This is a genomic window from Actinacidiphila yeochonensis CN732, from assembly GCF_000745345.1.
Taxonomy (GTDB): Bacteria; Actinomycetota; Actinomycetes; order Streptomycetales; family Streptomycetaceae; genus Actinacidiphila; species Actinacidiphila yeochonensis.
Genome location: NZ_JQNR01000005.1, coordinates 2183017 through 2207741 on the forward strand (window position 1 = coordinate 2183017; position 24725 = coordinate 2207741).

The 24725-nt window shown below is 74.3% G+C and carries 19 protein-coding genes and 1 pseudogene; 8 read left to right on the forward strand and 12 right to left on the reverse strand.

Going from position 1 to position 24725, the window contains the following annotated elements:
* Positions 1-73 precede the first annotated feature (73 nt).
* From BS72_RS21275 to BS72_RS21285, 3 genes are all read right to left on the reverse strand, one after another.
* Positions 74-1753, reverse strand: coding sequence for a phospho-sugar mutase (locus BS72_RS21275; protein ID WP_037917021.1), 1680 nt, complete (start codon positions 1751-1753; stop codon positions 74-76).
* A gap of 346 nt (positions 1754-2099) precedes the next feature.
* Positions 2100-2909 carry a purine-nucleoside phosphorylase gene (locus BS72_RS21280; protein WP_037912692.1) on the reverse strand — a complete coding sequence of 270 codons (810 nt, stop codon included), beginning with the start codon at positions 2907-2909 and terminating at the stop codon, positions 2100-2102.
* A gap of 440 nt (positions 2910-3349) precedes the next feature.
* Positions 3350-3787 carry a gamma-glutamylcyclotransferase gene (locus BS72_RS21285; protein WP_037912695.1) on the reverse strand — a complete coding sequence of 146 codons (438 nt, stop codon included), beginning with the start codon at positions 3785-3787 and terminating at the stop codon, positions 3350-3352.
* A 206-nt stretch (positions 3788-3993) separates the two neighbouring features.
* On the opposite strand from BS72_RS21285, the gene BS72_RS21290 reads away from it, so the two are divergent.
* Complete coding sequence (locus tag BS72_RS21290) at positions 3994-5469, forward strand: NAD(P)H-quinone dehydrogenase (protein WP_078901870.1); 1476 nt, start codon at positions 3994-3996, stop codon at positions 5467-5469.
* A gap of 522 nt (positions 5470-5991) precedes the next feature.
* Positions 5992-6887 (forward strand): annotated as a pseudogene (locus tag BS72_RS21295) (DeoR/GlpR family DNA-binding transcription regulator).
* 327 nt (positions 6888-7214) lie between these two features.
* On the opposite strand, the gene BS72_RS21300 reads toward BS72_RS21295, so the two are convergent.
* Complete coding sequence (locus BS72_RS21300) at positions 7215-7784, reverse strand: TetR/AcrR family transcriptional regulator (protein WP_037912699.1); 570 nt, start codon at positions 7782-7784, stop codon at positions 7215-7217.
* 345 nt (positions 7785-8129) lie between these two features.
* On the opposite strand from BS72_RS21300, the gene BS72_RS21305 reads away from it, so the two are divergent.
* Positions 8130-9488: an MFS transporter gene (locus BS72_RS21305; protein WP_232792490.1), complete on the forward strand. Its 1359-nt coding sequence runs from the start codon at positions 8130-8132 to the stop codon at positions 9486-9488.
* Positions 9489-9587: 99 nt separating this feature from the next.
* Here the strand turns inward: BS72_RS21305 and BS72_RS21310 are convergent, their stop codons facing one another.
* Positions 9588-11354, reverse strand: coding sequence for an acetyl/propionyl/methylcrotonyl-CoA carboxylase subunit alpha (locus tag BS72_RS21310; RefSeq protein WP_037912702.1), 1767 nt, complete (start codon positions 11352-11354; stop codon positions 9588-9590).
* Between the two features lie 418 nt (positions 11355-11772).
* Here BS72_RS21310 and BS72_RS21315 point away from each other — a divergent pair, with 418 nt between their 5' ends.
* Positions 11773-12240, forward strand: a complete 468-nt coding sequence (locus BS72_RS21315; RefSeq protein ID WP_051951376.1) for a hypothetical protein — start codon at positions 11773-11775, stop codon at positions 12238-12240.
* A gap of 23 nt (positions 12241-12263) precedes the next feature.
* Here the strand turns inward: BS72_RS21315 and BS72_RS21320 are convergent, their stop codons facing one another.
* The 4 genes from BS72_RS21320 to BS72_RS21330 all read right to left on the reverse strand — a co-directional run bounded on the left by BS72_RS21320 (position 12264) and on the right by BS72_RS21330 (position 15194).
* Positions 12264-12899, reverse strand: coding sequence for a nucleoside triphosphate pyrophosphatase (locus tag BS72_RS21320; protein ID WP_232792491.1), 636 nt, complete (start codon positions 12897-12899; stop codon positions 12264-12266).
* A 129-nt stretch (positions 12900-13028) separates the two neighbouring features.
* Positions 13029-13163 carry a morphogenic membrane protein MmpB gene (gene mmpB, locus BS72_RS39260; protein ID WP_265736804.1) on the reverse strand — a complete coding sequence of 45 codons (135 nt, stop codon included), beginning with the start codon at positions 13161-13163 and terminating at the stop codon, positions 13029-13031.
* Between the two features lie 133 nt (positions 13164-13296).
* A complete protein-coding gene (locus BS72_RS21325) occupies positions 13297-13506 on the reverse strand; it encodes an acyl-CoA carboxylase subunit epsilon (RefSeq protein ID WP_037912707.1) in 210 nt (69 codons plus the stop codon).
* 98 nt (positions 13507-13604) lie between these two features.
* Positions 13605-15194 carry an acyl-CoA carboxylase subunit beta gene (locus BS72_RS21330; protein ID WP_037912709.1) on the reverse strand — a complete coding sequence of 530 codons (1590 nt, stop codon included), beginning with the start codon at positions 15192-15194 and terminating at the stop codon, positions 13605-13607.
* A 197-nt stretch (positions 15195-15391) separates the two neighbouring features.
* On the opposite strand from BS72_RS21330, the gene BS72_RS21335 reads away from it, so the two are divergent.
* From BS72_RS21335 to BS72_RS21345, 3 genes are all read left to right on the forward strand, one after another.
* Positions 15392-16285 carry a biotin--[acetyl-CoA-carboxylase] ligase gene (locus BS72_RS21335; RefSeq protein WP_037912711.1) on the forward strand — a complete coding sequence of 298 codons (894 nt, stop codon included), beginning with the start codon at positions 15392-15394 and terminating at the stop codon, positions 16283-16285.
* 94 nt (positions 16286-16379) lie between these two features.
* Positions 16380-17756, forward strand: coding sequence for an adenylate/guanylate cyclase domain-containing protein (locus BS72_RS21340; protein WP_232792492.1), 1377 nt, complete (start codon positions 16380-16382; stop codon positions 17754-17756).
* A 396-nt stretch (positions 17757-18152) separates the two neighbouring features.
* On the forward strand, positions 18153-18950 hold the full coding sequence (locus BS72_RS21345; protein ID WP_037912713.1) for an enoyl-CoA hydratase-related protein: 798 nt from the start codon (positions 18153-18155) through the stop codon (positions 18948-18950).
* Between the two features lie 405 nt (positions 18951-19355).
* Here BS72_RS21345 and BS72_RS21350 read toward each other — a convergent pair whose 3' ends face one another.
* A complete protein-coding gene (locus BS72_RS21350; protein ID WP_037912715.1) occupies positions 19356-20522 on the reverse strand; it encodes a diguanylate cyclase domain-containing protein in 1167 nt (388 codons plus the stop codon).
* A gap of 145 nt (positions 20523-20667) precedes the next feature.
* Positions 20668-21456, reverse strand: coding sequence for a hypothetical protein (locus BS72_RS32585; RefSeq protein ID WP_051951378.1), 789 nt, complete (start codon positions 21454-21456; stop codon positions 20668-20670).
* A gap of 326 nt (positions 21457-21782) precedes the next feature.
* On the opposite strand from BS72_RS32585, the gene BS72_RS21360 reads away from it, so the two are divergent.
* Positions 21783-23162 carry a L,D-transpeptidase gene (locus tag BS72_RS21360; protein ID WP_078901525.1) on the forward strand — a complete coding sequence of 460 codons (1380 nt, stop codon included), beginning with the start codon at positions 21783-21785 and terminating at the stop codon, positions 23160-23162.
* A 268-nt stretch (positions 23163-23430) separates the two neighbouring features.
* Here the strand turns inward: BS72_RS21360 and BS72_RS21365 are convergent, their stop codons facing one another.
* Positions 23431-24603 (reverse strand): ROK family protein, encoded by a 1173-nt coding sequence (locus BS72_RS21365; protein WP_037912718.1) that lies wholly within the window; start codon positions 24601-24603, stop codon positions 23431-23433.
* Between the last annotated feature and the right edge of the window lie 122 nt (positions 24604-24725).

The following is a 24725-nucleotide window of genomic DNA, read 5'->3' on the forward strand; positions in this document are numbered from 1 at the left end:
GGTTCCGGCGGGTCCGGCGGTCGGGAGGCGGCGGTCGTCGGAAGCGGCAGTCGTCAGGAGCCGGCGGCCGTCGTCAGAAGCCGGCGGCCTTCGAGAGGTCGGCCTTGAGACGGGACAGCAGGTCGGCGGCGCGGGCGCGGGCAGCGGGGAGGGCGGCGGCGCCGGGGACCGGGACGACCACCTCCAGGTAGCACTTGACCTTCGGCTCCGTGCCGCTCGGACGGACCGTCACCCGGGCGGAGTCCACGTCCGGGCCGGCCAGCCGGTAGCGCAGGCCGTCGGTGGGCGGCAGCCCGTCCACGCCCTCGGCCAGGTCCTGCGCGGCGGCCACCGCCAGGCCGGCCAGCGCCTGCGGCGGGGTCTCGCGCAGCCGCGCCATGGCCGCGCCGATCAGCCCGAGGTCCGCCACCCGCACCGACAACTGGTCGGTCGCGTGCAACCCGTGGGCGAGCGCCAGCTCGTCCAGCAGCCCCGCCAGGGTGCCGCCCTCCCGCTTCACCGACGCCGCCAGCTCGGCCACCAGCAGCGCGGCCGTCACGCCGTCCTTGTCCCGCACCCCGTCCGGGTCCACGCAGTAGCCGAGCGCCTCCTCGTAGCCGTACCGCAGACCCGGCACCCGGGAGATCCACTTGAAGCCGGTGAGGGTCTCCTCGTAGCCGAGGCCCGCGGCGGCCGCGATCCGCGACAGCAGCGACGAGGAGACGATGCTCGCCGCGAACACGTCCTGCCCCGGCTCCACCGCCCCCCGGCGCACCAGGTGCAGGGCGAGCAGCGCGCCCAGCTCGTCCCCGCGCAGCATCCGCCAGCCGCCCTCCGCCGCCGGGTCGGGCACCGCGGCGGCGCACCGGTCGGCGTCCGGGTCGTTGGCGACGACCACATCGGGGCCGACCGCGGCCGCGTCCCGCAGCGCCAGGTCCATCGCGCCGGGCTCCTCCGGGTTGGGGAACGCGACGGTGGGGAAGTCCGGGTCCGGATCGGCCTGTTCGGCCACCACCGCGGGCAGCGGGAACCCGGCCCGGGCGAACGCGGTCTCCAGCACCTCCCGGCCCACGCCGTGCAGCGGCGTGTAGACCGTCGAGACCTCGCGCGGGCCGCCCGGCGCCACGACGGAGGCCGTGCGTTCCAGGTACGCCTCCAGCACGTCCTCGCCGAGCACCTGCCAGCCGTGCTCCGGCCGGGGCACCGACTCCAGCGCGCCCACCGCGGCGATCCGCGCGGCGATCTCCGCGTCCGCCGGCGGCACGATCTGCGAGCCGTCGCCGAGGAACACCTTGTAGCCGTTGTCCTGCGGCGGGTTGTGGCTCGCGGTGACCATCACGCCGGCCGCCGCGCCCAGGTGCCGGATCGCGAAGGCCAGCACCGGAGTCGGCAGCGGACGTGGCAGCACCGCCGCCCGCAGCCCCGCACCGGTGACCACCGCGGCGGTGTCCCGCGCGAACCGCTCCGACAGGTACCGCGCGTCGTAGCCGATGACGACGAGCCCGCCGCCCTGCTCGGCCACGTACCGGGACAGGCCGGCCGCGGCGCGGATCACCACCGCGCGGTTCATCCGCATCGGGCCGCCGCCCATCGCCCCGCGCAGCCCGGCGGTGCCGAACTCCAGGGTGCCGGAGAAGCGGTCGGCCAGCTCCTCGCCGGCGGTGCCGTCCCCGCCCGCCGCGGCGGCCAGCAGCGCGGCCAGCTCCTCGCGGGTGGCCGGGTCGGGGTCCTCCCCGATCCACTCCCGCACCCGTCCGGCCAACTCCCCGGGCAGCCCCGCGCCGCCACTCGTACCGTGCGCCCCGAGGGCGTCCTCACCGTGTCGCGCGTCCACGTCGGTCACGCAGTCCTCTCGCCGTGGGAGTGGTTGTGTGTCGTGCGGGTGGTGCCGTCGTCCGTTCCTACCCGCCGCGCCGCACCCGCCATGCGGACCGACCGGACCGCGTGGCGGGCACGGCGCGGACCGCGGACCGGCCGGACCGGCCCACCGATCGGACCGACCGGACCGTCGCGGGTCAACCCGCGGTGCGGGGCGATGCGGGCCTGGCGGTCCGATCGGTGCGGCCGGAGCGTGCGGGGCGGCCTGCCGGCACGGGGTGCCGGAGACGCCCCGCGCCGGGTCACAGCCGGCCGAGCACCTGGCCCAGGAGGGCGCCCATGCGGGCGGCGGAGACCCGGCCGGCCTCCAGCACCTCCTCGTGGTTGAGCGGCGCGCCGGTCATCCCCGCGGCCAGGTTCGTCACCAGGGAGACACCCAGCACCTCGGCGCCGGCCTCGCGGGCCGCGATCGCCTCCAGCCCCGTCGACATCCCGACCAGGTCGCCGCCTATCGCGCGCACCATGCCGATCTCGGCGGGCGTCTCGTAGTGCGGGCCGGGCAGCTGCGCGTAGACGCCCTCCTCCAGCGAGGGGTCCACCTCCTTGCACAGGGCGCGCAGCCGGGGCGAGTAGAGGTCCGTCAGGTCGACGAAGCGGGGGCCGACGAGGGGCGAGGTGGCCGTCATGTTGATGTGGTCGCTGATCAGCACGGGCTGACCGGGCCGGAAGCCGGCGCGCAGGCCGCCGCAGCCGTTGGTGAGCACCACCGTCTTGCAGCCGGCCGCCACGGCCGACCGGACCCCGTGCACGACGCTGGCCACGCCGTGGCCCTCGTACAGGTGCGTACGGCCCAGGAAGACGAGGGCGCGCACGCCGCCTATCCGCACCGAGCGCAGCACACCGGCGTGGCCGGCCACCGCGGGCGCGGGGAACCCCGGCAGGTCGGTGGCCGCGAGTTCGTGGTCGGGCTCGCCCAGCTCGTCGGCGGCGGGCACCCAGCCCGAGCCCATGACCAGGGCCACGTCGTGCGTCTCGACACCCGTCAGCTCGCGCAGGCGAGCGGCGGCGGCCTCGGCGGCGGCGTACGGGTCGGGTTCTACGGAAGCGTTCACGGCATGAGGGTAACGCCTTCGGGCCTACGCGCGTAGATGCGCATGCCGTTCTGGGGTGGTTCGGGCCGTTCGACGGCATTTCCCCCGCGCCCTGCGCCCGGGGGCCGGACACGCCCCCGCCAGCGCCTCCGCCAGCGCCTCCAGCGGAAAGGTGCGCGCCCCGGAGCGGAGACCCGACGTGACGTACCGCCGGCGGCGCTGGTGCCTCCTCCGGCGAGGTGCGCACCGCTCGCCCGCGCTGGCTACCGCTACCGGGCAGACCCTGCCGGTCACGGCAGTGGTGCCGCTCTCGGCAGGGTTTGCCCCGCTCGCCGCCCTGGCACGGCCGTCCGCCGCGTTGCCGTACCGGCCGAGTAGGCCCACTACGAGGCCGGTTCGGCGCCTTGCGGCCGACCGCACCAGGACACCTCGCTACCGGGCAGACCCCGCCGGTCACGGCACTAGCAGGGGCGCTTGCGCAGCTCCATGACGTAGTCGTAGGGCGCGCCCGCGGACTCCGCGGCGTCCGCCAGCTCGCCGAGGTAGCGGGCCGAGGGCAGGCCCCCCTCGTAGTCGTTGAGGACGTAGAGCCAGGCCGCGAGGTCGCCGTCCAGCGTGTGGACGCGGACCGTCGTCCGCCGGTAGATGCCGAGTGGCACGCCCTCCCAGCGGTCCATGGACTCCTCGTCCACCGGAGCGATGTCGTAGAGCCCGACGAAGACCTGGCTGCCGGGCGCCTCCACCAGCGTCGCCAGCGCGCCCTCCCACCCCATCTGCTCGCCGCCGAAGGTCAGCCGCCAGCCGTCCAGCCAGCCCGTGCCGCGCAGCGGGGAGTGCGGTGCGCGGCGGGTCATCAGCCGCGCGTCGAGATTGCTGCCGTAGGCGGCATAGAGCGACATGGAGACGAGAGTACGTGAGTGATCGCGTCCGGGAACGCCCACACGGCCCGGATCACCCGGGCGTCACGGGCACTCCGGGGCCACCCGGGCGTACCGGTCCGCGCGCCGATCCACCACCGGTCCACCACCGGTCCGCGCGGGCCCGGGCGGGGGCCCGTCCCCCGCTCGCACCCCCCTGGGCGCGCCCGGTTGGCGCGTGCGGGACAATAGGGCATGTGACTCGGATCGTGATCATCGGTGGCGGACCCGGCGGCTACGAGGCCGCGCTCGTTGCGGCGCAGCTCGGCGCGGAGGTGACCGTCGTCGACGCTGACGGCCTGGGCGGCGCGTCGGTGCTCACCGACTGCGTGCCGTCCAAGACCCTCATCGCCACCGCCGAGGTGATGACGACCTTCGACTCGTCCTACGACGAGCTCGGCATCATCGTCGCCGACGCTCCCTCGCTGCCCACGCTGAGCCGTGCGGAGCCCGAGGACCCGGAACGCGGCGCCCGCGTCGTCGGCGTGGACCTCGGCAAGGTCAACCGCCGCGTCAAGCGGCTCGCGCTGGCCCAGTCGCACGACATCACCGCCTCCGTGACCCGGGCCGGCGTCCGGGTGCTGCGCGGCCGGGGCCGCCTGGAGGGCTGCCAGACCGCCGAGGGCACCCGCTGCGTCGTCGTGGAGGGCGCCGACGGCTCCACCGAGCGGCTGACCGCCGAGGCGGTCCTGATCGCCACCGGCGCCCGCCCGCGCGAGCTGCCGGACGCGCAGCCCGACGGTGAGCGCATCCTCAACTGGACCCAGGTCTACGACCTGGAGGAGCTGCCGTCCGAGCTGATCGTGGTGGGCTCCGGCGTCACCGGTGCCGAGTTCGCGGGCGCCTACCAGGCGCTCGGCTCGCACGTCACGCTGGTGTCCTCGCGCGACCGGGTGCTGCCCGGTGAGGACCCGGACGCCGCCGCCGTCCTGGAGGACGTCTTCCGGCGCCGCGGCATGAACGTCATGGCCCGATCCCGCGCCGAGACGGTCAAGCGGCTCGGCGACCGCGTCGAGGCCACCCTCACCGACGGCCGGGTGATCAGCGGTACGCACTGCCTGATCGCGGTCGGCGCGATACCGAACACCTCCGGCATGGGGCTGGAGGAGGCCGGCGTGAAGCTCACGCAGTCCGGCCACATCAAGACCGACCGGGTCTCGCGCACCAGCGCCCCGGGCGTCTACGCGGCCGGCGACGTCACCGGCGTCCTGGCGCTCGCCTCGGTCGCCGCCATGCAGGGCCGTATCGCGATGTACCACTTCCTCGGCGACGCGGTCGGCCCGCTGAACCTGAAGACGGTCTCCGCGAACGTCTTCACCGACCCGGAGATCGCCACCGTCGGCTACACCCAGGCCGACGTCGACGCCGGGCGGATCGAGGCCAACGTCGTCAAGCTGCCGCTGCTGCGCAACCCGAGGGCGAAGATGCAGGGCATCCGGGACGGCTTCGTGAAGCTCATCTGCCGCCCCGGCACCGGCATCGTGGTGGGCGGCGTGGTCGTCGCGCCGAAGGCGAGCGAGCTGATCCACCCGATCTCCATCGCCGTCGACAACAGCCTGACGGTGGAGCAGATCGCCAACGCCTTCACCGTCTACCCGTCGCTCTCCGGCTCCGTCGCCGAGGTGGCCCGCCAGCTCCACACGCGCCGCAACCCCGGGCTCTGATCCGGCTCGGGCCGGCTGCCGAAGGGTTCCGGCCGACCTTCCGTGCGGCCCGGCTCCGGGTCCGGGCCCCGGTCCAGCCCTGAGTCGGCCCCGGTCCAGCCCTGAGCCGGCCGCGGTCCGGGTCCGGTCCGGGTCCGGTCCGGGTCCGGGGTCTGGGTCGGGGCCGGGTCCGGCGGCTGGTCCGGTCGTGAGTTCGTTCCGGTTTCTCCCGCCCGCTCTCGCCGTCATACGGCCGGTCCCGTCCGACACGGCCGGCTGTCGCCTTGGGGGTGGGCGGGCGGGGCGGAGGCCGGGGCCGGACGTTCGGTGTCCGCGTGTTCGGAGCGGGAGGTTGGACGGCGGAGGTTTCAGAAGCGGACGGGCGGTGTGCGGGTCAGGCGAACGTACGGTCGCCCTATAGCACTTGGCGGTCGGTTTTGAGTGCCACTTCCGTCATGCGGTGCAAAACGCTGAAACCGTCCGGTCGTTGGGGTTACTGTCGGTTCCGTGTTCGCTGCTGAACGTCGTCAGTTGATCCTGGAGATGGTGCGTGCCAATGGAGCGGTGTCGCTCCGGGAGCTCGCCCGAGTCGTCCAGACCTCCGAAGTGACCGTGCGCCGGGATGTGCGGGCGCTGGAGGCCGAAGGACTGGTGGACCGCCGGCACGGCGGGGCGGTACTCCCTGGCGGCTTGGCCCGGGAGGCCGGTTTTCCACAGAAGGCACAGCTCGCCGCCGCGGAGAAGACGGCCATCGCCGATCTCGCGGCCGAACTGGTGGAGGAGGGTGAGGCGATCGTCGTCGGCGCCGGCACCACCACGCAGGAGCTGGCACGGCGGCTCGCCCGGGTGTCCGGGCTGACCGTCGTGACCAACTCGCTGCTGGTCGCGCAGGCGCTGGCCCATGCCAACCGGGTCGAGGTGGTGATGACCGGCGGCACGCTGCGCGGCTCCAACTACGGCCTGGTCGGCAGCGGTGCCGAGCAGTCCCTGCAGGGGCTGCGGGTCTCGCGGGCGTTCCTGTCCGGCGCCGGACTGACCGCCGAGCGCGGCCTGTCCACGTCGAACATGCTCTCCGCGAGCGTGGACCGTGCGCTCGTGCAGGCCGCGGCCGAGGTGGTGGTGCTGGCCGACCACACGAAGCTGGGCGCCGACACGATGTTCCAGACCGTGCCGACGGACCTGATCACCCACCTCGTCACCGACGAGCCCGGGCCCGAGGACGAACGGGCCGCCACGGAGCTCCAGGCGCTGGCCGACCGCGGGGTGCGCGTCTCGGTGACGCCGGCGCGCGGCGCGGGCGGTGCCGGGGCCCCGGGGACGGGGTCGCCTCCGTGCGGGGGCGGCACGAACTGCCCTCGCCGCGGCGCCACCAGCGGGCTCAGCCACTGGGTGCGGCAGAGCCGTTCGCCGTCCGCCTGGCGGACGTGCGGCGGCACTAGGGCCGGGTGCGGCACCGGCCGGGGCCCGGTTCCTGGCGCGGGTGCCGCGTGGCGCCCGTACGCCCCCGGTCCTCCGTACGGCCCCGGGTCGTGCGGGCCGGGGTGCGGGCTTGGACGTGCCCGTGTTCCGGGCCCTGGGTGTGAGGGGCAGGCCCTCGGGGGCTCGGCCGTCCGCGTCGTCCCAGCGGGCACGGAGGCCGCGCGGCCGGCGGCCCTGCCGTGGTGCCCTCCGCCGGGCCCCGCGTCCCTCGTCCGGAGGCCCCTGGGCTCCTTGGCTCCTGGGCTCGGAGGTCCAGGGAGGCCAGGGGCAGAGGACCGGGGTGCGGGTCAGACCGCGGCGGTCGCCGTCCGAGCGGGGGCGTGGGTGCGGATGCCGTCGACGGCCAGCGACATGAGGCGGCCGTAGAGGCCCTTCTCCTCCGGGTTCTTCTCCGCGACCAGTACGAACGCGTAGGTGAGCCGGAGCAGGTCCGAAATCGTGGCGTCGGCCCGGATGGCGCCTGCCTCCTGCGCGCGGGTGAGCAGCGCGCCGCCCGCCGCGTGCAGCGCGGTCCGGCAGGCCGGCATCCTCGTCTCCGACGCCTCGACGATCGCCGCCGACAGCCCTCGGTAGGCGCTGGAGTGCACGGCGACCGCGCGCAGCCAGTCGGTGAGCGCCGCCGCCGGGTCCTCGCTGTCCAGCAGCTCCGCGGCCCGCTCCGACAGTGAGTCCAGCTCCTGCGTGAAGACCGCGTTCATCAGCGAGTAGCGGTCGGGGAAGTGCCGGTAGAGCGTGCCGATGCCCACGCCGGCGTGCCGGGCGATGTCCTCCAGGGCGACATCCGTGCCGTGCACGATGAACGCCTGTCGGGCCTCTTCCAGCAACCGTTCGTAGTTGCGCTGAGCGTCTGCCCGCATTCCGTCCTCCCGAGGCCCGAAGTTGTGCGCCCCTGCCCGAAGTATGCGCCCGGAGTGCCGTGGATGGATTGTCCCCCCAATCGGGCGCGAAAAGCGATAGCGGAAGTGGAGGTTGCCTCCGTATAGTATCGGAGGCAACCTCCGTTTATCTCTCCGCTGGAGGCGTACCCACCCATGTCCACCTCGCGCCCGGCGTCCCCACCGCCGTCCTCCTCCTCGCCGTCTCCCTCCCCGTCCGAGCCCCCATCCCCGTCAGGGTCGCCGTCCGAGTCCCCGTCCCCGTCCCCGTCCGGGCCGACGTCCCCCGGCCCGGACGAGAGCAGGAAGGGGAGCCACCCCTACCTCGTGCTGGCCGCGATCGTCGGCACCCAGCTGATGATCCTGCTGGACGTGACCGTGGTGAACGTCGCACTGCCCGCCATCCGCGACCACCTCGGGTTCAGCCCCACCGGGCTGTCCTGGGTGGTGAACGTCTACACGCTCGCCTTCGGCGGGCTGCTGCTGCTCGGCAGCCGGGTCGGCGACATGGTCGGGCGCCGCACCGCCCTCGTGTGGGGTGTGGCCGTCTTCACTCTCGCCTCGGCGGCCGGCGGGCTGGCGGAGGACCGCGCGGAGCTGCTGGTCGCCCGCGGGGTCCAGGGCGCCGCAGCCGCGCTCGCCGCGCCCGGAACCCTCGCCCTGATCGCCACCTCCTTCGCCGAGGGCGCCGAACGCAACCGGGCGCTGGCCGTCTTCTCGGCGGTCTCGGGCGCCGGATCGGCCATCGGGCTGGCCCTGGGCGGCATGCTCACCGACTGGGGCTCGTGGCGCTGGGTGTTCTTCGTCAACGTCCCCGTCGGCGCCGCGATCCTGCTGCTCGCCCCGCGCCACATCACCGAGACCCGGCGGCAGCGCGGCGGCCGGTTCGACGTCACCGGCGCGTTGACCAGCAGCCTCGGCGCCGCCGCCCTCGTCTACGCCTTCATCCGCGTCGCCGCCACGCGGTGGACCGACGGCCGGGCGCTCACCCTGTTCGCGGCCGCCGTCCTGCTGCTGGCGGCCTTCCTCGTCAACGAGCTGCGGGTGGAGAGCCCGCTGGTGGTCCTGCGCCTGTTCCGGAGCCGCAACCGGGCCCTGGCCTACACGGCGATGCTGCTGGTGCCGGCCGGGATGTTCGGCGTGTTCTACTTCGCCACCCAGTACCTCCAGAACGACCTGCGGTTCAGCCCGTTGCGCACCGGGTTCGCCTTCCTGGCGCTGGCCCTCCCGCTGCTCGCGGCGGCCCGGCTGGCACCGCGGCTCATCGGGCGGTTCGGCGCCAAGGCGGTGGTGTGCGCGGGGCTTCCGCTGAACCTGGCCGGCACGCTGTGGCTGGCCCAGCTCGGCCCGGGCGACGGCTACGCCTCCGGGATCGCCGGCCCGCTGGTCCTGGTCGGGCTCGGCGTCGGCTGGACGATGATGCCGCTGAACACGTTCATCCTGTCCGGGGTGGCGCCGCAGGACGCAGGGTCCGCGTCGGGGCTGCTCCAGACCATGCAGCAGGTCGGCGGCAGCCTCGGCCTGTCGGTGCTGGTGACCGTCTTCGGCACGGTCTCCCGGCACAGCCGTGCGCACGCCTTCGTGGACGGAGCCACCGCCGCGTGGACGCTCGCCGCCGTCTTCACCGCGGCGGCGTTCGTGCTGGTGCTCGCGCTGCGTCCGCCCGCCCGCCCGGCCGTGCGCTGACGGCGGCGTCCGGCGGCTCGGAAACGGCCCGGGGCCGGCGGTGGACAACCGCCGGCCCCGGGCCTGTGCGCGACCGGGCCGGAGCCCGGGCCGCGGACCTCAGTCCTTGATCTCGCAGACCACCGCGCCGGAGGAGATCGAGGAGCCGACCTCCGCCTTCAGCCCGGACACCGTGCCGGCGCGGTGCGCGTTGATGGGCTGCTCCATCTTCATCGCCTCCAGGACGACGATCAGGTCGCCCGCGGCCACCTTCTGGCCCTCCTCCACCGCGACCTTGACGATCGTGCCCTGCATCGGCGAGGCGAGGGTGTCGCCGGAGACCGCCGCGGCGGCGCGGCTGGCCGCCCGGCGCTTCGGCTTGGCACCGGCGGCGAGGCCGGTACGGGCCAGCGTCATCCCCAGGTGCGCGGGCAGCGACACCTCAAGGCGCTTGCCGCCCACCTCGACGACCACCGTCTCGCGGCCGACCGACTCGTCCTCCTCGCCGGGGGCCGCACCGGTGAACGGCTCGATGGTGTTCTCGAACTCCGTCTCGATCCAGCGGGTGTGGACGGTGAACGGGCCCTCGCCCTTCTTCGGGGCGAACGCCGGGTCCCGGACCACCGCGCGGTGGAACGGGATGGCGGTGGCCATGCCCTCGACCTGGAACTCGTCCAGCGCGCGGGCGGCACGCTGCAGCGCCTGCTCCCGGGTGGCGCCGGAGACGATCAGCTTGGCCAGCAGCGAGTCCCAGGCGGGGCCGATCACGCTGCCGGACTCCACGCCGGCGTCCAGTCGCACGCCCGGGCCCGTGGGCGGGTTGAAGACGGCCACCGTGCCGGGCGCGGGCAGGAAGTTGCGGCCCGGGTCCTCACCGTTGATGCGGAACTCGAAGGAGTGGCCGCGCAGCTCCGGGTCGCCGTAGCCCAGCTCCTCGCCGTCGGCGATGCGGAACATCTCGCGCACCAGGTCGATGCCCGAGACCTCCTCGGTGACCGGGTGCTCCACCTGGAGACGGGTGTTGACCTCAAGGAAGGAGATGGTGCCGTCCTGGCCGACCAGGAACTCGCAGGTGCCGGCGCCGACGTAGCCGGCCTCCTTGAGGATCGCCTTGGAGGCGGAGTACAGCTGCGCCACCTGCTCCTCGTTCAGCCAGGGGGCCGGGGCCTCCTCGACGAGCTTCTGGTGGCGGCGCTGGAGCGAGCAGTCGCGGGTGGAGACGACCACCACGTTGCCGTGCTGGTCGGCCAGGCACTGCGTCTCGACGTGCCGGGGGCGGTCGAGGTAGCGCTCGACGAAGCACTCGCCGCGGCCGAACGCGGCCACCGCCTCGCGCACCGCCGACTCGTACAGCTCCGGGACCTCTTCCAGCGTTCGGGCCACCTTCAGGCCGCGTCCGCCACCTCCGAAGGCCGCCTTGATGGCGATCGGCAGGCCGTTCTCCTCGGCGAAGGCGACGACCTCCTCGGCGCCCGAGACCGGGTCGGGGGTACCGGCCACCAGCGGGGCGCCGGCGCGCTGGGCGATGTGACGGGCCGCCACCTTGTCGCCGAGGTCGCGGATCGCCTGCGGCGGCGGACCGATCCAGGTCAGCCCGGCGTCCAGCACGGCCTGGGCGAACTCGGCGTTCTCCGACAGGAAGCCGTACCCGGGGTGGACCGCGTCCGCACCCGACTCGGCGGCCGCCGCCAGTACCTTCTTGATGTCCAGATAGCTGCTGGCCGGGGTGTCACCGCCCAGCGCGTACGCCTCGTCGGCGACGCGCACATGCAGCGCGTCCCGATCCGGCTCCGCGTAGACCGCGACGCTGCCGATCCCGGCATCCCGGCACGCACGAGCGACACGGACAGCGATTTCACCGCGGTTGGCGATGAGCACCTTACGCACGACGGCTCCCTCCTTGGAACAAGCAGAGTTTAGGTACTGGCCACACTTGCTGCCGAGGCACCCCTGCGCGTGAGGCTTCCCACACGGAGGGTGATCCAAAGGCCCGAAGAACCCCTGAACGCCTGCTCAGTCCACGGTACGGCGAGGGTACGGGCACTGTCCCGTACTCCCGCTGCCCTACCGCGTCGAGCCTGGCTCGGCCTGCCTGGCAGGCAGTTGCGTTGTGGGGTTCCTACGAAGACGGCGGTGAAACTTTGCCCGCGCGTGTCCCCGGAAGAGTGGCGTTGCCGCGACCCTTGCCCCTTCGCGTACCGGTGGGTAGCCTGCGGGCCGCGGGGTACCAGCGGTAACTCCGGGGCGCGGGCAGGCTCCGGGGCCGGGCGCCGGCCCACCGGCCGCCGCCCCGGAAGGGGGACAGGTGCGCAGAGGCATAGCGGTGACCACGGCTGCGGCGCTCGTCCTGGAGGCGCTCGCCATCGCGTTGGTCGGCTCCGTCCTCGGGCTGGCCGTGCGCCGCCAGAACATGTCGCTGGCCGGGTTGAGGACTGACGCCATGGCAGCCGGCGCGTGGACCGGGGGCGGGGTGCTCGCTTTGTTCCTGGCCGGTTGCGCCGTTCTGGTGGTCCGGATCGCCGTACGCGACCGGACGGCGGGCCGGGTCGGGCGCGTCGCGCTGACCGTCTGCGCCGTCGAGCACGCGGTGGCCGGCGCGGCCGCGGTGGGTCTGGCCGGCTGGGCCGCCTTCGGCGCGCTCATGGTCGTACTCGCCCTGCTCGTGGCCACGCTGCTGTTCTACGCGCCCGAGGGCGACCGGCTCGTCCCCGTCCCCGGCTCCGACCCGGACCCGGGTGCGCCGGGGGAGGCGGCGCCGCCCGCGGCGGCCTGAGCCGCCGCCGCACTGGCAGGACGTCAGTCCGTCGGCGCCCACAGGTCGGTGATCCGGACCCCGAGGTCGGCCAGCAGCCGCCGCAGCAGCGGCAGCGACAGGCCGATGACGTTGCCGGGGTCGCCCTCCACGCCCTCCACGAAGGGCGCCGACCGCCCGTCGAGGGTGAACGCCCCCGCCACGTGGAGCGGTTCGCCGCTGGCCACGTAGGCGGCCACCTCGGCGTCGTCGGGGGTGCCGAACCGCACGGTGGTGGACGCGGTGGCCGCCACCTCCTGCCCGGTGGCGGTGTCGATGACGCAGTGGCCGGTCTGGAGCACCCCGGACCGGCCGCGCATCGCCTGCCAGCGGGCGGTGGCCTCCGCGGCGTCGGCGGGCTTGCCCAGTGCCTGCCCGTCCAGCTCCAGCACCGAGTCGCACCCCACGACCAGCGGGGCACCCGGCGGCAGCCGGTCCCCGCCGGCCACGGCGGCGGCCTTGGCGCGGGCCAGCCGCAGCGCCAGCTCGGCCGGGGTGGGCGCGGTGACGGAGTCCTCGTCGAAGCCCGAGACGACCACCACCGGGTCCAGCCCCGCCTGGCGGAGCAGCCCCAGCCGGGCGGGGGAGGCCGAGGCAAGGACGAGGGGACGGCGGGCGCGGTTCACCTGGGCATCGCTCACGCGGCTCATCCTAGAACCCGCCGCCGGGTGGCTTCCTGCCCCTCGGGGCAGGGTTGCAGGACCACAGCGGGCGGCGTGGGCGGCGTGGCCGGCGTGGGCGCCTTAGGCGGGGGTGGGTACTGTGCCGGGTCAGGCGTACCAGGCGACGAGGGCCATCGCCAGGGCCGCGGCCACCGCCACCACCACCATCGCCCGGCGGACCTGGACCTGCGTCCGGCGCAGGTCCTCGTCCCGCTGCCGGGGCTGGTCGTCCGTCCAGAGCATGCCGTCCAGGGTGACGGCCGACGCCCTCCCGCGCCTGAGTACGCGTACTCAGGCTACTCAGCCGAGGCTCTCCCACCCCGCCCGGCACATCCGCCCCCAGGCCCCGGGGCGCTGCCGGGTCGGTGCCGGGGCGTCAGGCCCGCCAGGCCGAGGTGCGCCAGGCGTCGGGCCCCGGGCGGCGCGGCGCACCCGGAACGGTCCGTGCCGGATCGGACCAGGCGCTCCGGTGCTCCGGGGCAGGGCCGTCGTCCTGCGCCAGCGCCATCGCGCGGGCCCGCACCAGCGCCACCACGGCGGCCAACTCCTCCGGAGTCGGCCACCCCCGCTCCACCTTGATGTCCATGCGGCTCCTCTCCCGCTCCCGGGCCCGCTGCCCGTCCCCGCCCGCCGTCCGAATCCCCGCCCTCGGCGCCTGTCCACGGCGCCCGCCCGGGGACGGCGTCACAGCGGGATGTTGCCGTGCTTCTTCGGCGGCAGGCTCTCCCGCTTGTTGCGCAGCGTCCGCAGCGCCCTGACCAGGTGCGAACGGGTCCGCGAGGGCTCGATCACCGCGTCCACGTAACCCCGTTCGGCGGCTGTGTACGGGTTGAGGAGGGTGTCCTCGTAGTCCTGGACGAGCCGCTGACGCAGCTCGTCGGCCTCCTCGGGGCTCGCCGCCTCGGCCAGGGCGCGGCGGTGCAGGATGTTGACGGCGCCCTGCGCGCCCATGACGGCGATCTGCGCCGTCGGCCACGCCAGGTTGAGGTCGGCTCCCAGGTGCTTGGAACCCATCACGTCGTACGCGCCGCCGTACGCCTTGCGGGTGATGACGGTGATCAGCGGCACCGTGGCCTCGGCGTAGGCGTAGATCAGCTTCGCGCCGCGGCGGATGATGCCGTCCCACTCCTGCCCGGTGCCGGGCAGGAAGCCAGGGACGTCGACGAAGGTGAGCACCGGCACGTTGAAGCTGTCGCAGGTGCGGACGAAGCGCGCGGCCTTCTCCGAGGCGTTGATGTCCAGGCACCCGGCGAACTGGAGCGGCTGGTTGGCCACCACGCCCACCGGCCGGCCCTCGACGCGGCCGAAGCCGGTGATGATGTTCGGCGCGAACAGGGCCTGCGTCTCCAGGAACTCCCCGTCGTCCAGGACGTGCTCGACGACCTTGTGCATGTCGTACGGCTGGTTCGCCGAGTCCGGTACCAGGGCGTCGAGCTCGCGGTCCTCGTCGGTCACCGAGAGGTCGGCCTCGACCGGGAAGGACGGCGGCTCCTCCAGGTTGTTGCCCGGCAGGTAGGACAGCAGCGCCTTGACGTACTCGAACGCGTCCTTCTCGTCCGCCGCCATGTGGTGCGCGTTGCCGGAGGTCGTGTTGTGGGTGCGGGCCCCGCCCAGCTCCTCCATGCCGACGTCCTCGCCGGTCACCGTCTTGATCACGTCAGGGCCCGTGATGAACATGTGCGACGTCTGGTCGACCATCACCACGAAGTCGGTGATCGCCGGGGAGTAGACCGCGCCGCCCGCGCACGGCCCGGTGATCACGCTGATCTGCGGGATGACGCCGGAGGCCAGCGTGTTGCGGCGGAAGATCTCGCCGTACATCCCCAGGCTGGCCACGCCCTCCTGGATGCGGGCGCCGCCGGAGTCGTTGACGCCGATCACCGGGCAGCCGGTCTTCAGGGCGAAGTCCATCACCTTGGTGATCTTCTCGCCGAACACCTCGCCCAGGGCCCCGCCGAAGACGGTGAAGTCCTGCGAGAACACCGCGACCGGCCGACCTTCGACGGTGCCCCAGCCGGTCACCACCCCGTCGCCGTAGGGGCGGTTGTCCTCCAGGCCGAAGTTGGTGGAGCGGTGCCGGGCGAACTCGTCCAGCTCCGTGAACGAGTCCTCGTCCAGCAGCAGTTCGATCCGCTCCCGGGCGGTCAGCTTCCCCTTGGCGTGCTGTTTCTCCACCGCGCGGGCCGAGCCGGCGTGGGTCGCCTCCTCTACGCGGCGGCGCAGGTCGGCGAGCTTCCCCGCAGTCGTGTGGACGTCGTACTCCTGCTCGGCCATGGAGGCGGCTCTCCTGCTCTCGGCTCGGTCCTGTGCGGTCGTAGGTGCTCAGGCAGGCGGCACCCGCCGACGCCGGAGGCGGGCGGGCCCGTGGCCGACGGTACTGGCGGGTAAGGCTGACCGGTAGCGTAGTGGCGCCGCACGGCCGCGGGCACTGCGGCGTCCACCACACCTTCCGCCCCTTCTAGGGTGGACCCATGACCTCCTACGGGACCCCGCGCGGGACCTCGAACCCCTGGTCGGACCTGAACCGCCCGCCGCTCAACGCCGCCGCACTGCGCCGAGCGGTGGTGGTGCCCGGCGCGCTGTGGAGCGATCTGGACGTGGTCGCCGCCACCGGTTCGACCAACAGCGACCTCGCCGCCAAGGCGGCTTCCGGGGCGCCGGAGGGCACCGTCCTCGTCGCCGAGGAGCAGACCTCCGGACGAGGCCGACTGGACCGCCGGTGGAGCGCCCCGCCGCGTTCGGGCCTGTTCTTCTCGGTGCTGCTCCGTCCGGGTGGGCCCGGCGGCGCCGGGCTGACGCCGGTGCCGGCTCACCGCTGGGGGTGGCTGCCCCTGCTCACCGGTGTGGCCGTCGCGACCGCCCTGTCCCGCGCCGCCGGCGTCGACACCGCCCTCAAGTGGCCCAACGACCTGCTGCTCACCGCGGACGGCGAGGAGCGCAAGACCGGCGGCATTCTCGCCGAACGGGTCGGCGAGGACGGCGTGGTCATCGGCATCGGCGTCAACGTCTCCCTGGAGGCCGGGGAGCTGCCCGTGCCGACGGCGACCTCCCTGGCCCTGGCCGGCGCTCCCGGCACCGACCGGGACCCGCTGCTGCGTGCGGTGCTGCGCTCGCTCGACGACTGGTACGGCCGCTGGCGTGAGGCCGACGGCGACCCGGACCGGTGCCGGCTCCGGCAGACCTACGCGGCGGGCTGCGCCACCCTGGGCCGGCAGGTCCGGGCCGAGCTGCCCGGCGGGCGGGAGCTGAGCGGCACGGCTGTGGCGGTCGACGGCGACGGGCGGTTGGTGATCGCCGGGCCGGACGGCGAGCAGGCCGTCGGGGCCGGGGACGTGATCCACCTGCGGCCGACTGCCGAAGAGTGAGCCACGGCACACCTGCCGTATCTTTGAGGAGCTGCGTCGTCTCAATGATCGGAAGGGCTGTGCGCAGGGACTCTTCACGGGCCAGGCGGTAGGGGTGGACAACGACAGGCCCCCGCCGCACGAGCCGTCCACCCCGGGTGCGGAGCCCGCGGCGGGCCCCGGACGGCCCCCTGCGGGCGACCTTGGCGTACCTTCCGAGAGAGACGCCGACCGGCGTTCCGGAACGGGCGCCCGGGCGGCGAAGCCTCCGGCAGAAGCCGGTGGCGACTCGGAACAGCAGCCCGAGGCGTCCGCTCACGAGGCCGACGCCGATCAGACCCCGGAGCCGCGTCCGGGGAACGCACGGGATGGCGGTTCCGCCCCGGAGGCCGACGCCGGGGACGAGTTCGCCGAGGCGTCGGACGCCGAGGGCGAGCCGGCCGAGGGCGAGGAGGGCGCGGGGGATTCCGGCGAGCATCCGCTGGCGCTGCGGCTGGAGCAGCTCATCCTGGGCGCGCCCCGCCGCTACACCCCCTTCCAGGCCGCCCGCACCGCGGGTGTGTCCATGGACCTGGCCTCCCGTTTCTGGCGGGCGATGGGCTTCGCCGACATCGGCCAGGCCAAGGCGCTGACCGAGGCGGACGTCCTCGCTCTGCGGCGGCTGGCCGGCCTGGTGGAGGCCGGGCTGCTCAGCGAGTCGATGGCGATCCAGGTGGCCCGGTCCACCGGTCAGACCACTGCCCGGCTGGCCGACTGGCAGACCGACTCCTTCCTTGAGGGCCTGACCGAGCCGCCCGAGCCCGGTATGACCCGCGCCGAGGTTGCCTACCCGCTCGTCGAGCTGCTGCTGCCGGAGCTCGAGGAGTTCCTGATCTACGTGTGGCGCCGCCAGGTCGCGGCCGCCACCAGCCGGGTGGTGCAGTCCGACGACGAGGAGGCCGTGGACCGGCGGCTCGCCGTGGGCTTCGCGGACCTGGTGGGCTTCACCCGGCTGACCCGGCGCCTTGAGGAGGAGGAGCTCGGCGAACTCGTCGAGGCCTTCGAGACCACTGCGGCCGACCAGGTCGCCGCGTACGGGGGCCGGCTGATCAAGACGCTCGGCGACGAGGTGCTCTTCGTGGCCGACGACCCCGGAACAGCCGCCGAGATCGGCATACGGCTGATCGAGACGATGACCGGTGACGAGACGATGCCGGCCCTGCGCGTCGGCATGGCCTTCGGCACGGTCACCACCCGGATGGGCGATGTCTTCGGGACGACCGTCAACCTCGCCTCGCGGCTGACCTCCATAGCCCCGCGCGACGCCGTACTGGTGGACGGCGATTTCGCGGAGGCGCTGGGCGAGGCGGGCGAGGCACCGCTTTCCGAGGCGGATGTGGCGGCGGATCCAGGGGAGAAGTACCGCTTCGCGCTTCAGCCGATGTGGCGCCGGCCGGTGCGTGGCCTCGGCGTCGTGGAGCCGTGGCTGCTCACCCGGCGGAACGTTCGCTGAGGCAGGGCAGGACTCCGCCCACGGCCCGCCAGCCTGCCGGCCTGGCTGCCCCGCCGTCCGTTCCGCCATCCGACCTGCCCTCTGTCCTTCCCCCTTTTCCTCCGCCCTTCCGTCTCGCCGTGCTGCCCGCTGCCCTGTCCGCTGCTCCGTGAGTCGCTGCGCCATCGGTCTCGCCTCCGCTTTAGCCGTGTTGTCGCTGTTGTCCGCTGTCTTGCGCTTCGTTCTCATCCTGGCCCGGTCGCGGTACCGCTCGGCAGTTATCCACAGGGTGAATCCCGGTCGGGAAAATCCGCCGGAAGTTATCCACAGGTGGAGTCGGGAGTCAGGTGGGGGTGGGTGCGGGAGTGGAAGGATGGCCTCGGGTTCACGATCGTTAACGGGAGGGAGGGCCGACGCATGAACGAGCGGCGGTTCGGGGAGTACGTGGTCGTCAGGCGGCACGGCGAGCGGGTCGCCGAGCTGGAGCTCGACCGGCCGGAGGCGATGAACGCGGTCTCCTCGCGTATGGCGGAGGCCCTGGCGGAGGCTTGCGCGGCGCTGGCCGGGGACGGTTCGGTGAGCGCGGTGGTCCTCTCCTCCTCACGGGAGCGGGCGTTCTGCGCGGGCGCGGACCTGAAGGAGCGGAACGCGCTGAGTGACCTGGAGCTCCAGCGGCAGCGCCCCCTGGCCCGCTCCGCCTACACGTCCGTGCTGGAGCTGCCGGTGCCGGCGGTCGCGGCAGTGGCCGGGTTCGCTCTCGGCGGCGGCTACGAGCTGGCCCTGTCCTGCGATGTGATCGTGGCCGACGAGACCGCGGTGGTGGGCCTGCCCGAGGTCTCCGTGGGGGTGATCCCGGGCGGCGGCGGTACGCAGCTCCTGCCCCGGCGGGTGGGGGCCGCGCGCGCCGCCGAACTGGTCTTCACCGCCCGCCGGGTCGCCGCGGCGGAGGCCCTGGAGCTGGGCATGGTCGACCAACTCGTCCCGGCCGGATCGGCCCGGACGGAGGCGCTGTCGCTGGCCGGCCGGATAGCGGCGAACTCCCCGGTGGGCCTGCGTGCGGCCAAGCGGGCGCTGCGGCTGGGCCACGGGCTTGACCTGCGTACGGGGCTGGAGGTGGAGGACGCCGCCTGGCGCACGGTCGCGTTCTCGGCGGACCGGGCGGAAGGGGTGGCCGCGTTCAACGAGAAGCGCGCGCCGGTCTGGCCCGGCCTCTGACCGTGCCCAAGCTGTCGCTGCCGCCGGGGCTTGGCACGGCCCGGCGGTGGCTTCGGGCGGCGACCACGCGTGAGGGCAGGCCGCGGCCCGGCCCAACCGGCTGCCGGCAGGTCGGCCCCGCCCGGGCTCGGGGGCGGCTGGGTCCGTCCCGCCCCGCCCTCGGGCCCGGTGGCAGGGCGGGGCGGCTGCGACTGTGGGTTCTGGGCGTGTCAGGTCCGGAGCCGGGGTGCACACGGTGGGGGGCCAGCGCTGGTCGGCCGCCCGGGGTGCGCGTGCGCCCGTCCTGTCGGCGGTGTCCGGATGACCGGGTGCCGTGGCCTCCGGCCGACCGGAGGCCACGGCACCCGGCCAGACAGCCGCCCGGCCGCCGGGCAGCTCCCGGGTGCGGCCCGGCTCAGGGGCTGTTCAGGTGCTGGGCGGGGGGTGGGAGCCGCGGATGTGGCGGCGTTCGCCCCCCGACGTGGCGGGAGGGGAGTCCGCGAGGCTGACCACGGGGTCGTGCGGGCCCTCGCGCCCCGCCACCACGGGACGGCCGGCGCGCAGCGCCTTCGCCCGGTACTGCGCCGCGTCCGCGAGACGGAACAGCCGCCGTGCGGTCCGCACCGTCCCGATCTCCTCACCAGTGGAGGCGATCCCGCAGGCCACCCCTTCGCCCACCTCCAGCTCCGCCGCCCGGGCGCACAGCTCCTCCGCCGCCCGGACCACCTCGTCGGGGTCGAGACCCACCGCCAGCAGGCAGAACTCGTCGCCGCCGAGCCTGGCGGCCAGACTCCCCGGGAGGGTGGCACCGCACAGCGACAGCAGCGATCCGAACCGTTCCAGCAGCCGGTCGCCCACGGCGTGCCCGAAGCGGTCGTTGACCTTCTTCAACCCGTTGAGGTCGCAGACCACCAGGGTGACCACCGTGCCGTGCTCGCGGTGCCGTTCCAGCGCCTCGTCGAGGCGGGCGTCGACGGCGCGGCGGTTGCCCAGGCCCGTCAGCTGGTCGGTGAAGGCGAGCCGCTGCACCTCGGCGAGGCGTTCGGTCTGCGCGATCCCGGAGGAGACCAGCGCCGCGAGAACCGTCGCGAAGTCCGCGTCGGCCCGGTCGAACGGCCGTTCCCCGATCCGCCGGGCGATGTAGAGCTCGCCCCAGGCCCGTCCGTGCAGGAGCACGGGCGCCACCACGCAGCTTCCGCGCCCCCGGCGGCGGAGTGCCGCCGCCCGCCCCCAGCTGCCGCCGCCGGGGGAGCCGCCGTTGTCCACGGAGTTCTCCACCCACGCGTGCGGCTCGCCGCCGCCCGCCCAGGTGCCGTGCAGGAACTCGGCGATCTCCGGGAAGTCGTGGACCGAGTACGACTCGTCGTCCGGTTCCGGCTCCTCCCCGGGGGCGAGGTCGCCGTCGTTCACCAGTACCCGCAGCCGTCCCGTCTCCCGTTCCCACGCGGAGATCGCCGCGAACGACCCGGCCATCGCCAGCCGCGCCCGCCGGGCGCCCGCGCGGGCCGCGGCACGCGGGGTCTGCGCCGCCGCGAGGGCCTGAGCCAGCTCGACGACGGCACGCAGCCGCAGGTCAGCGGTACCTTCCACCATCCCCCCAGGCTAGGGAGGTTCCGCTCGCGGCGGTCGGTGACGGGCAGCGTCTTGCGCTGAATGGTCGCAACCCGACCCCCGTTCTGCCCCTCCGCGCCTCCCGCCCCCGTCGGGCGTCGGGGGCGGTGGCCTTAAGGGGAGAGGCTCAGCCTTCGCCGGGGGAGGGGGGACCACCGGTTCCGGTGCTCGTTCCGGTGCCCCCGCGGCCGTCCACGCGATCGTCCACGCGATCGTCCACGAGATCGGAAGGAGCGGTGGACCGCGCGCGGTCGGCGCGGACCCGTGAATCCTCTTCGGCGTCGGCGGCGGAGGTACCGTCCCCAGCCCTACCGCGCACCCCTTCGAGGGCGTCCCCTACCGCGTTCCCGGCCCGAACGCCGGCCGCGTCGGTCCCGTCACGGGCCTCGCGGGTCTCGCGGGCTTCGCCGGTCTCGACCTGGACAGGGGTGTCGGGGGAATGCCGGCCCCCAGTCGCCGGAGCCGCAACCGAGTGCGCGGATGCCCGGGACTCCACGGAAGCGGAGACGGAGGCAGTGCCAGAGGCAGCGGCGGAGGCAGAGGCCGGGGGAGAGGTGGAGGCCACCGGCTGCTGCGCGAGTGGGTCCGGGGCTGGGCCGTCCGGCCCGTCCGGCCCGTCGGAGGCGCCCGGCTCGGACGGGTCAGCAGCCATCGCGGCCCGGCGGGAGCGGCGGGCGGCGTTGGCGATCAGCCCCGCCCCCGCCACCAGGAAGCAGGAGCCGCCGATCATGTACGGCTTGGTGTCGATCATGCCCGTCTCGGGCAGCTCGGGCGCCGCCGCCTGGGCTGTTACGCCCTGTAGCGGTGCGGGCGCGGTGGCGGCCCCCGCGGAGGGGGCGGCGACGAACGCGAGAACGGGCAGTGCGGTGAGGGCGGCGGCGACCGCCGCTGCGGCGCCGAAGCGCGGCGAGCCCATCGAGATCCCCCTCTGAGGGCGGCACATCGGCCGGTGGCCCGGCCGTGGGGCACCGATCGTAGTGACTGCGGCGTGCCGGTGGAAGCCGGGCCAGGGATCGGCGCCCCGCCCGTAGCACCGCCGCCGAGCGGCACCCGACAGGACGGAGGGTGCCCGAACCGGCACAAAGGGATAGGTGATGCCGACCATGGTGCAGAAGTGGGGAAACCCACAATTAGGCCAGGAAAGGACGTATCGGGGCGTCCCTCCTGTTTCCATGGGTGTCGGAAGAAGCCCGGCACCGGCAGCGTCCGGTCCGTGGCCACCCCAGCCTTTTGGAGAGATGCGTGACGTCGCCCGAGACCGGAAACGCCCCCAAGCCCGACCACAACGACGCCCGCCGCCCCCGCCGCGCTCTGCGCCGCGGCACCCTCGCCGCCCTCGCGGTGGTGGCCGGCGGCACCGCGGTGCTGACCGCGTGCGGCCACGGCGGGAGCGGCGTGGCCGGTGCCGAGAAGGCGGCGGCCACCAGCTCCCCCACCAGTACCCCGAGCAGCACGCCCGCCAGCACCACGGCGACCACCCAGGCCCGTGAGGACGCCAAGGCGGTCGACCAGGCCAAGCAGGCCTCGGCGGCGAAGATCACCATCACGCCGAAGTCGGGCAGCACCGGCGTCGCGGTCTCGAAGACGGCGAAGGTCACCGTCACCGGCGGCAAGCTGACCTCGGTCACGATGAAGGCCGTCTCCTCGGGCCACACGGTGGCCGGCACCATATCCGCCGACGGCCGCACCTGGCAGCCCAAGGCGTCGCTCGGCTACGGGCTCCAGTTCAAGGTCAGCGCGACCGCCAAGGACTCGCAGGGCCGGCAGGCCACCGCGCAGTCCACGTTCGCCACCAAGGCGCAGTCCGGCAGCTTCGTCGGCTACTTCACGCCCGAGGACGGTTCCACCGTCGGCGTCGGCATGCCGGTGTCGATCAAGTTCAGCAAGGCGATATCCACCGCGGACCGGGCCGCCGTCCAGAGCGGCATCAGCGTCCAGTCCAGCAGCGGCCAGCAGGTGGTCGGCCACTGGTTCAGCTCCACCCGGCTCGACCTGCGCCCGCAGTCCTACTGGCAGGCCGGCTCGCACGTCACCCTGGGCCTGCACCTCAAGGGTGTGAAGGGCGCGCCCGGCGTGTACGGCGTGCAGAACAAGACCGTCAGCTTCGACGTCGGCCGCTCGCAGGTCTCCACCGTCGACGCCCAGACGCACATGATGACCGTGGTCCGTGACGGCCAGGTCATCCGCACCGTCCCGGTCTCCGCCGGCGGTACGGGCCACACCACGTACAACGGCCAGATGGTGATCGAGGAGAAGGACCTCTCCACCCGGATGAACGGGGCCACCGTCGGGTTCACCGACTCCGACGGCAAGGGCGAGTACGACATCCCCGACGTCCCGCACGCCATGCGGCTGAGCGACTCCGGCACGTTCATCCACGGCAACTACTGGTCCGACAAGTCCGTCTTCGGCACCACCAACACCAGCCACGGCTGCATCGGGCTGAGCGACACCAAGGGCGGCAAGGACGACACCACCGACGCGGCCTGGTTCTACGACAACTCCCTGATCGGAGACGTTGTCACCGTCGTCAACTCGCCGGACAAGACGATCCAGCCGGACAACGGGCTCAACGGATGGAACATGTCCTGGAGCCAGTGGGTGGCCGGCTCGGCCGTCTGAGGCCGGTTCCGGAGCCCGCCGGCCGCAGGCCGTCAGGCACTCACCGCACCCGACCGAGGCCCTCGGTACGCCCACGTACGGCGTGCCGGGGGCCTCGGCCTGTCTGCCCGTCCGGACGCCTCGGCTCGTTCGGACCCGCAGGCCCGTCCGGACGCCTCGTCGGCCCGTTCGGACCCGCAGGCCCGTCCGGACGTCCAGGTCCGGTCCGGCCCTGGCGTCACTGGGCAGGGCAGACCACTCCGGGCACGGGTCCGGACGCCCCGGCCGGTCAGCGCTCGGGGGTGTGTATCCAGGCGGCCGGGTCGTCCAGCACCGCGCGTACGGAGCTGTAGGCGGCGCCGCGCAGCACCCCGTCCCGGCCCAGCCGGGACGTCACCACGTCCTGGGGCCGCCAGCGCCGGTCGGTGACCCGGGCGGCCAGCTCGGCGCGTACCCCCGGCAGCAGCCAGGGCGCCAGGTCGGCCAGCGGGCCGCCGACCACGACGGCCTGCGGGTCCAGCAGGTTCACCGCGCCGCTGAGCGCCACCCCCAGCGCCTGCCCGGCCCCCGCCAGTGCGGCGATCGCGGCCGGGTCGCCCCCCGCCGCGGCGGTGCGCAGCGCCCGCGGAGTGCCCGCGCCGGCCGCGCGCAGCAGCGCCTCCTCGCCGGCGAAGGTCTCCAGGCAGCCGTGGGCGCCGCACGAGCACAGCGGCCCGTCGGGGCGGACCGGAACGTGGCCCAGCTCCCCGGCGAAGCCCCGGGCGCCGCGGAAGAGCCGGCCCTCGACGATCAGCGCGGCGCCGATACCGATCTCCGCCGAGACGTGCACGAAGTCGGCGAGCCGGTCGTGGCCGCCCAGCCAGAGCTCGGCCAGGGCGCCGAGGTTGGCCTCGTTCTCCACGACCGTGGTGCCCGGCCCGAGGGCGGTGGCCACGTCGACGTCCTCCCAGCCCAGGTTGGGCGCGCGCAGCACCGTGCCCCTGTCCTGGCCCACCAGCCCGGGGACGGCCACGGTGGTGCCGACCGGCCGCAGGTCCATCCCGGCGGCCTCCTTCGCCACCCGGCCGATCAGTTCGGCCAGTTCGGCCAGTACGGCGGCGGCCGGCCGGCCGCGGTTGTCGGCCGGGCACTCGCTGCGGCAGCGCAGGTCGCCGCGGAGGTCGACGACGCATACGGCCAGGTGGTCGACGCCGACCTCGGCGCCGATCCCGGCCGGACCGGCCGCGGCCAGCGCCAGCGCCGTCCCGGGGCGGCCGACGGTGCCGGGGCGCTGGGCTCCGCGCTCCTCCAGCAGCCCCGCGGCGAGCAGCTCGTCGACGAGGGTGGAGACCGTCGCCCGGGTCAGCCCCACCTCGGCGGCGATCGTCGCCCGGGTCAGGTTCTCGCCGGCGGCCAGGGCCCGCAGCACCAGGGCAAGGTTGCGGTGGCGCAGCTCCGCCTGGGCGCCGTTGCGTTTGACCACGGGCTCTCCTTCATCTCGCCGACGCCAAGTATGGGGTGGCGCCCGGCCGGGCCGTCAGAGACGGCCGGCCGCTCGCCGTCGCTCAGATATCCCGGCGCCGCTCTCCAATGCTCTCCGCCGCG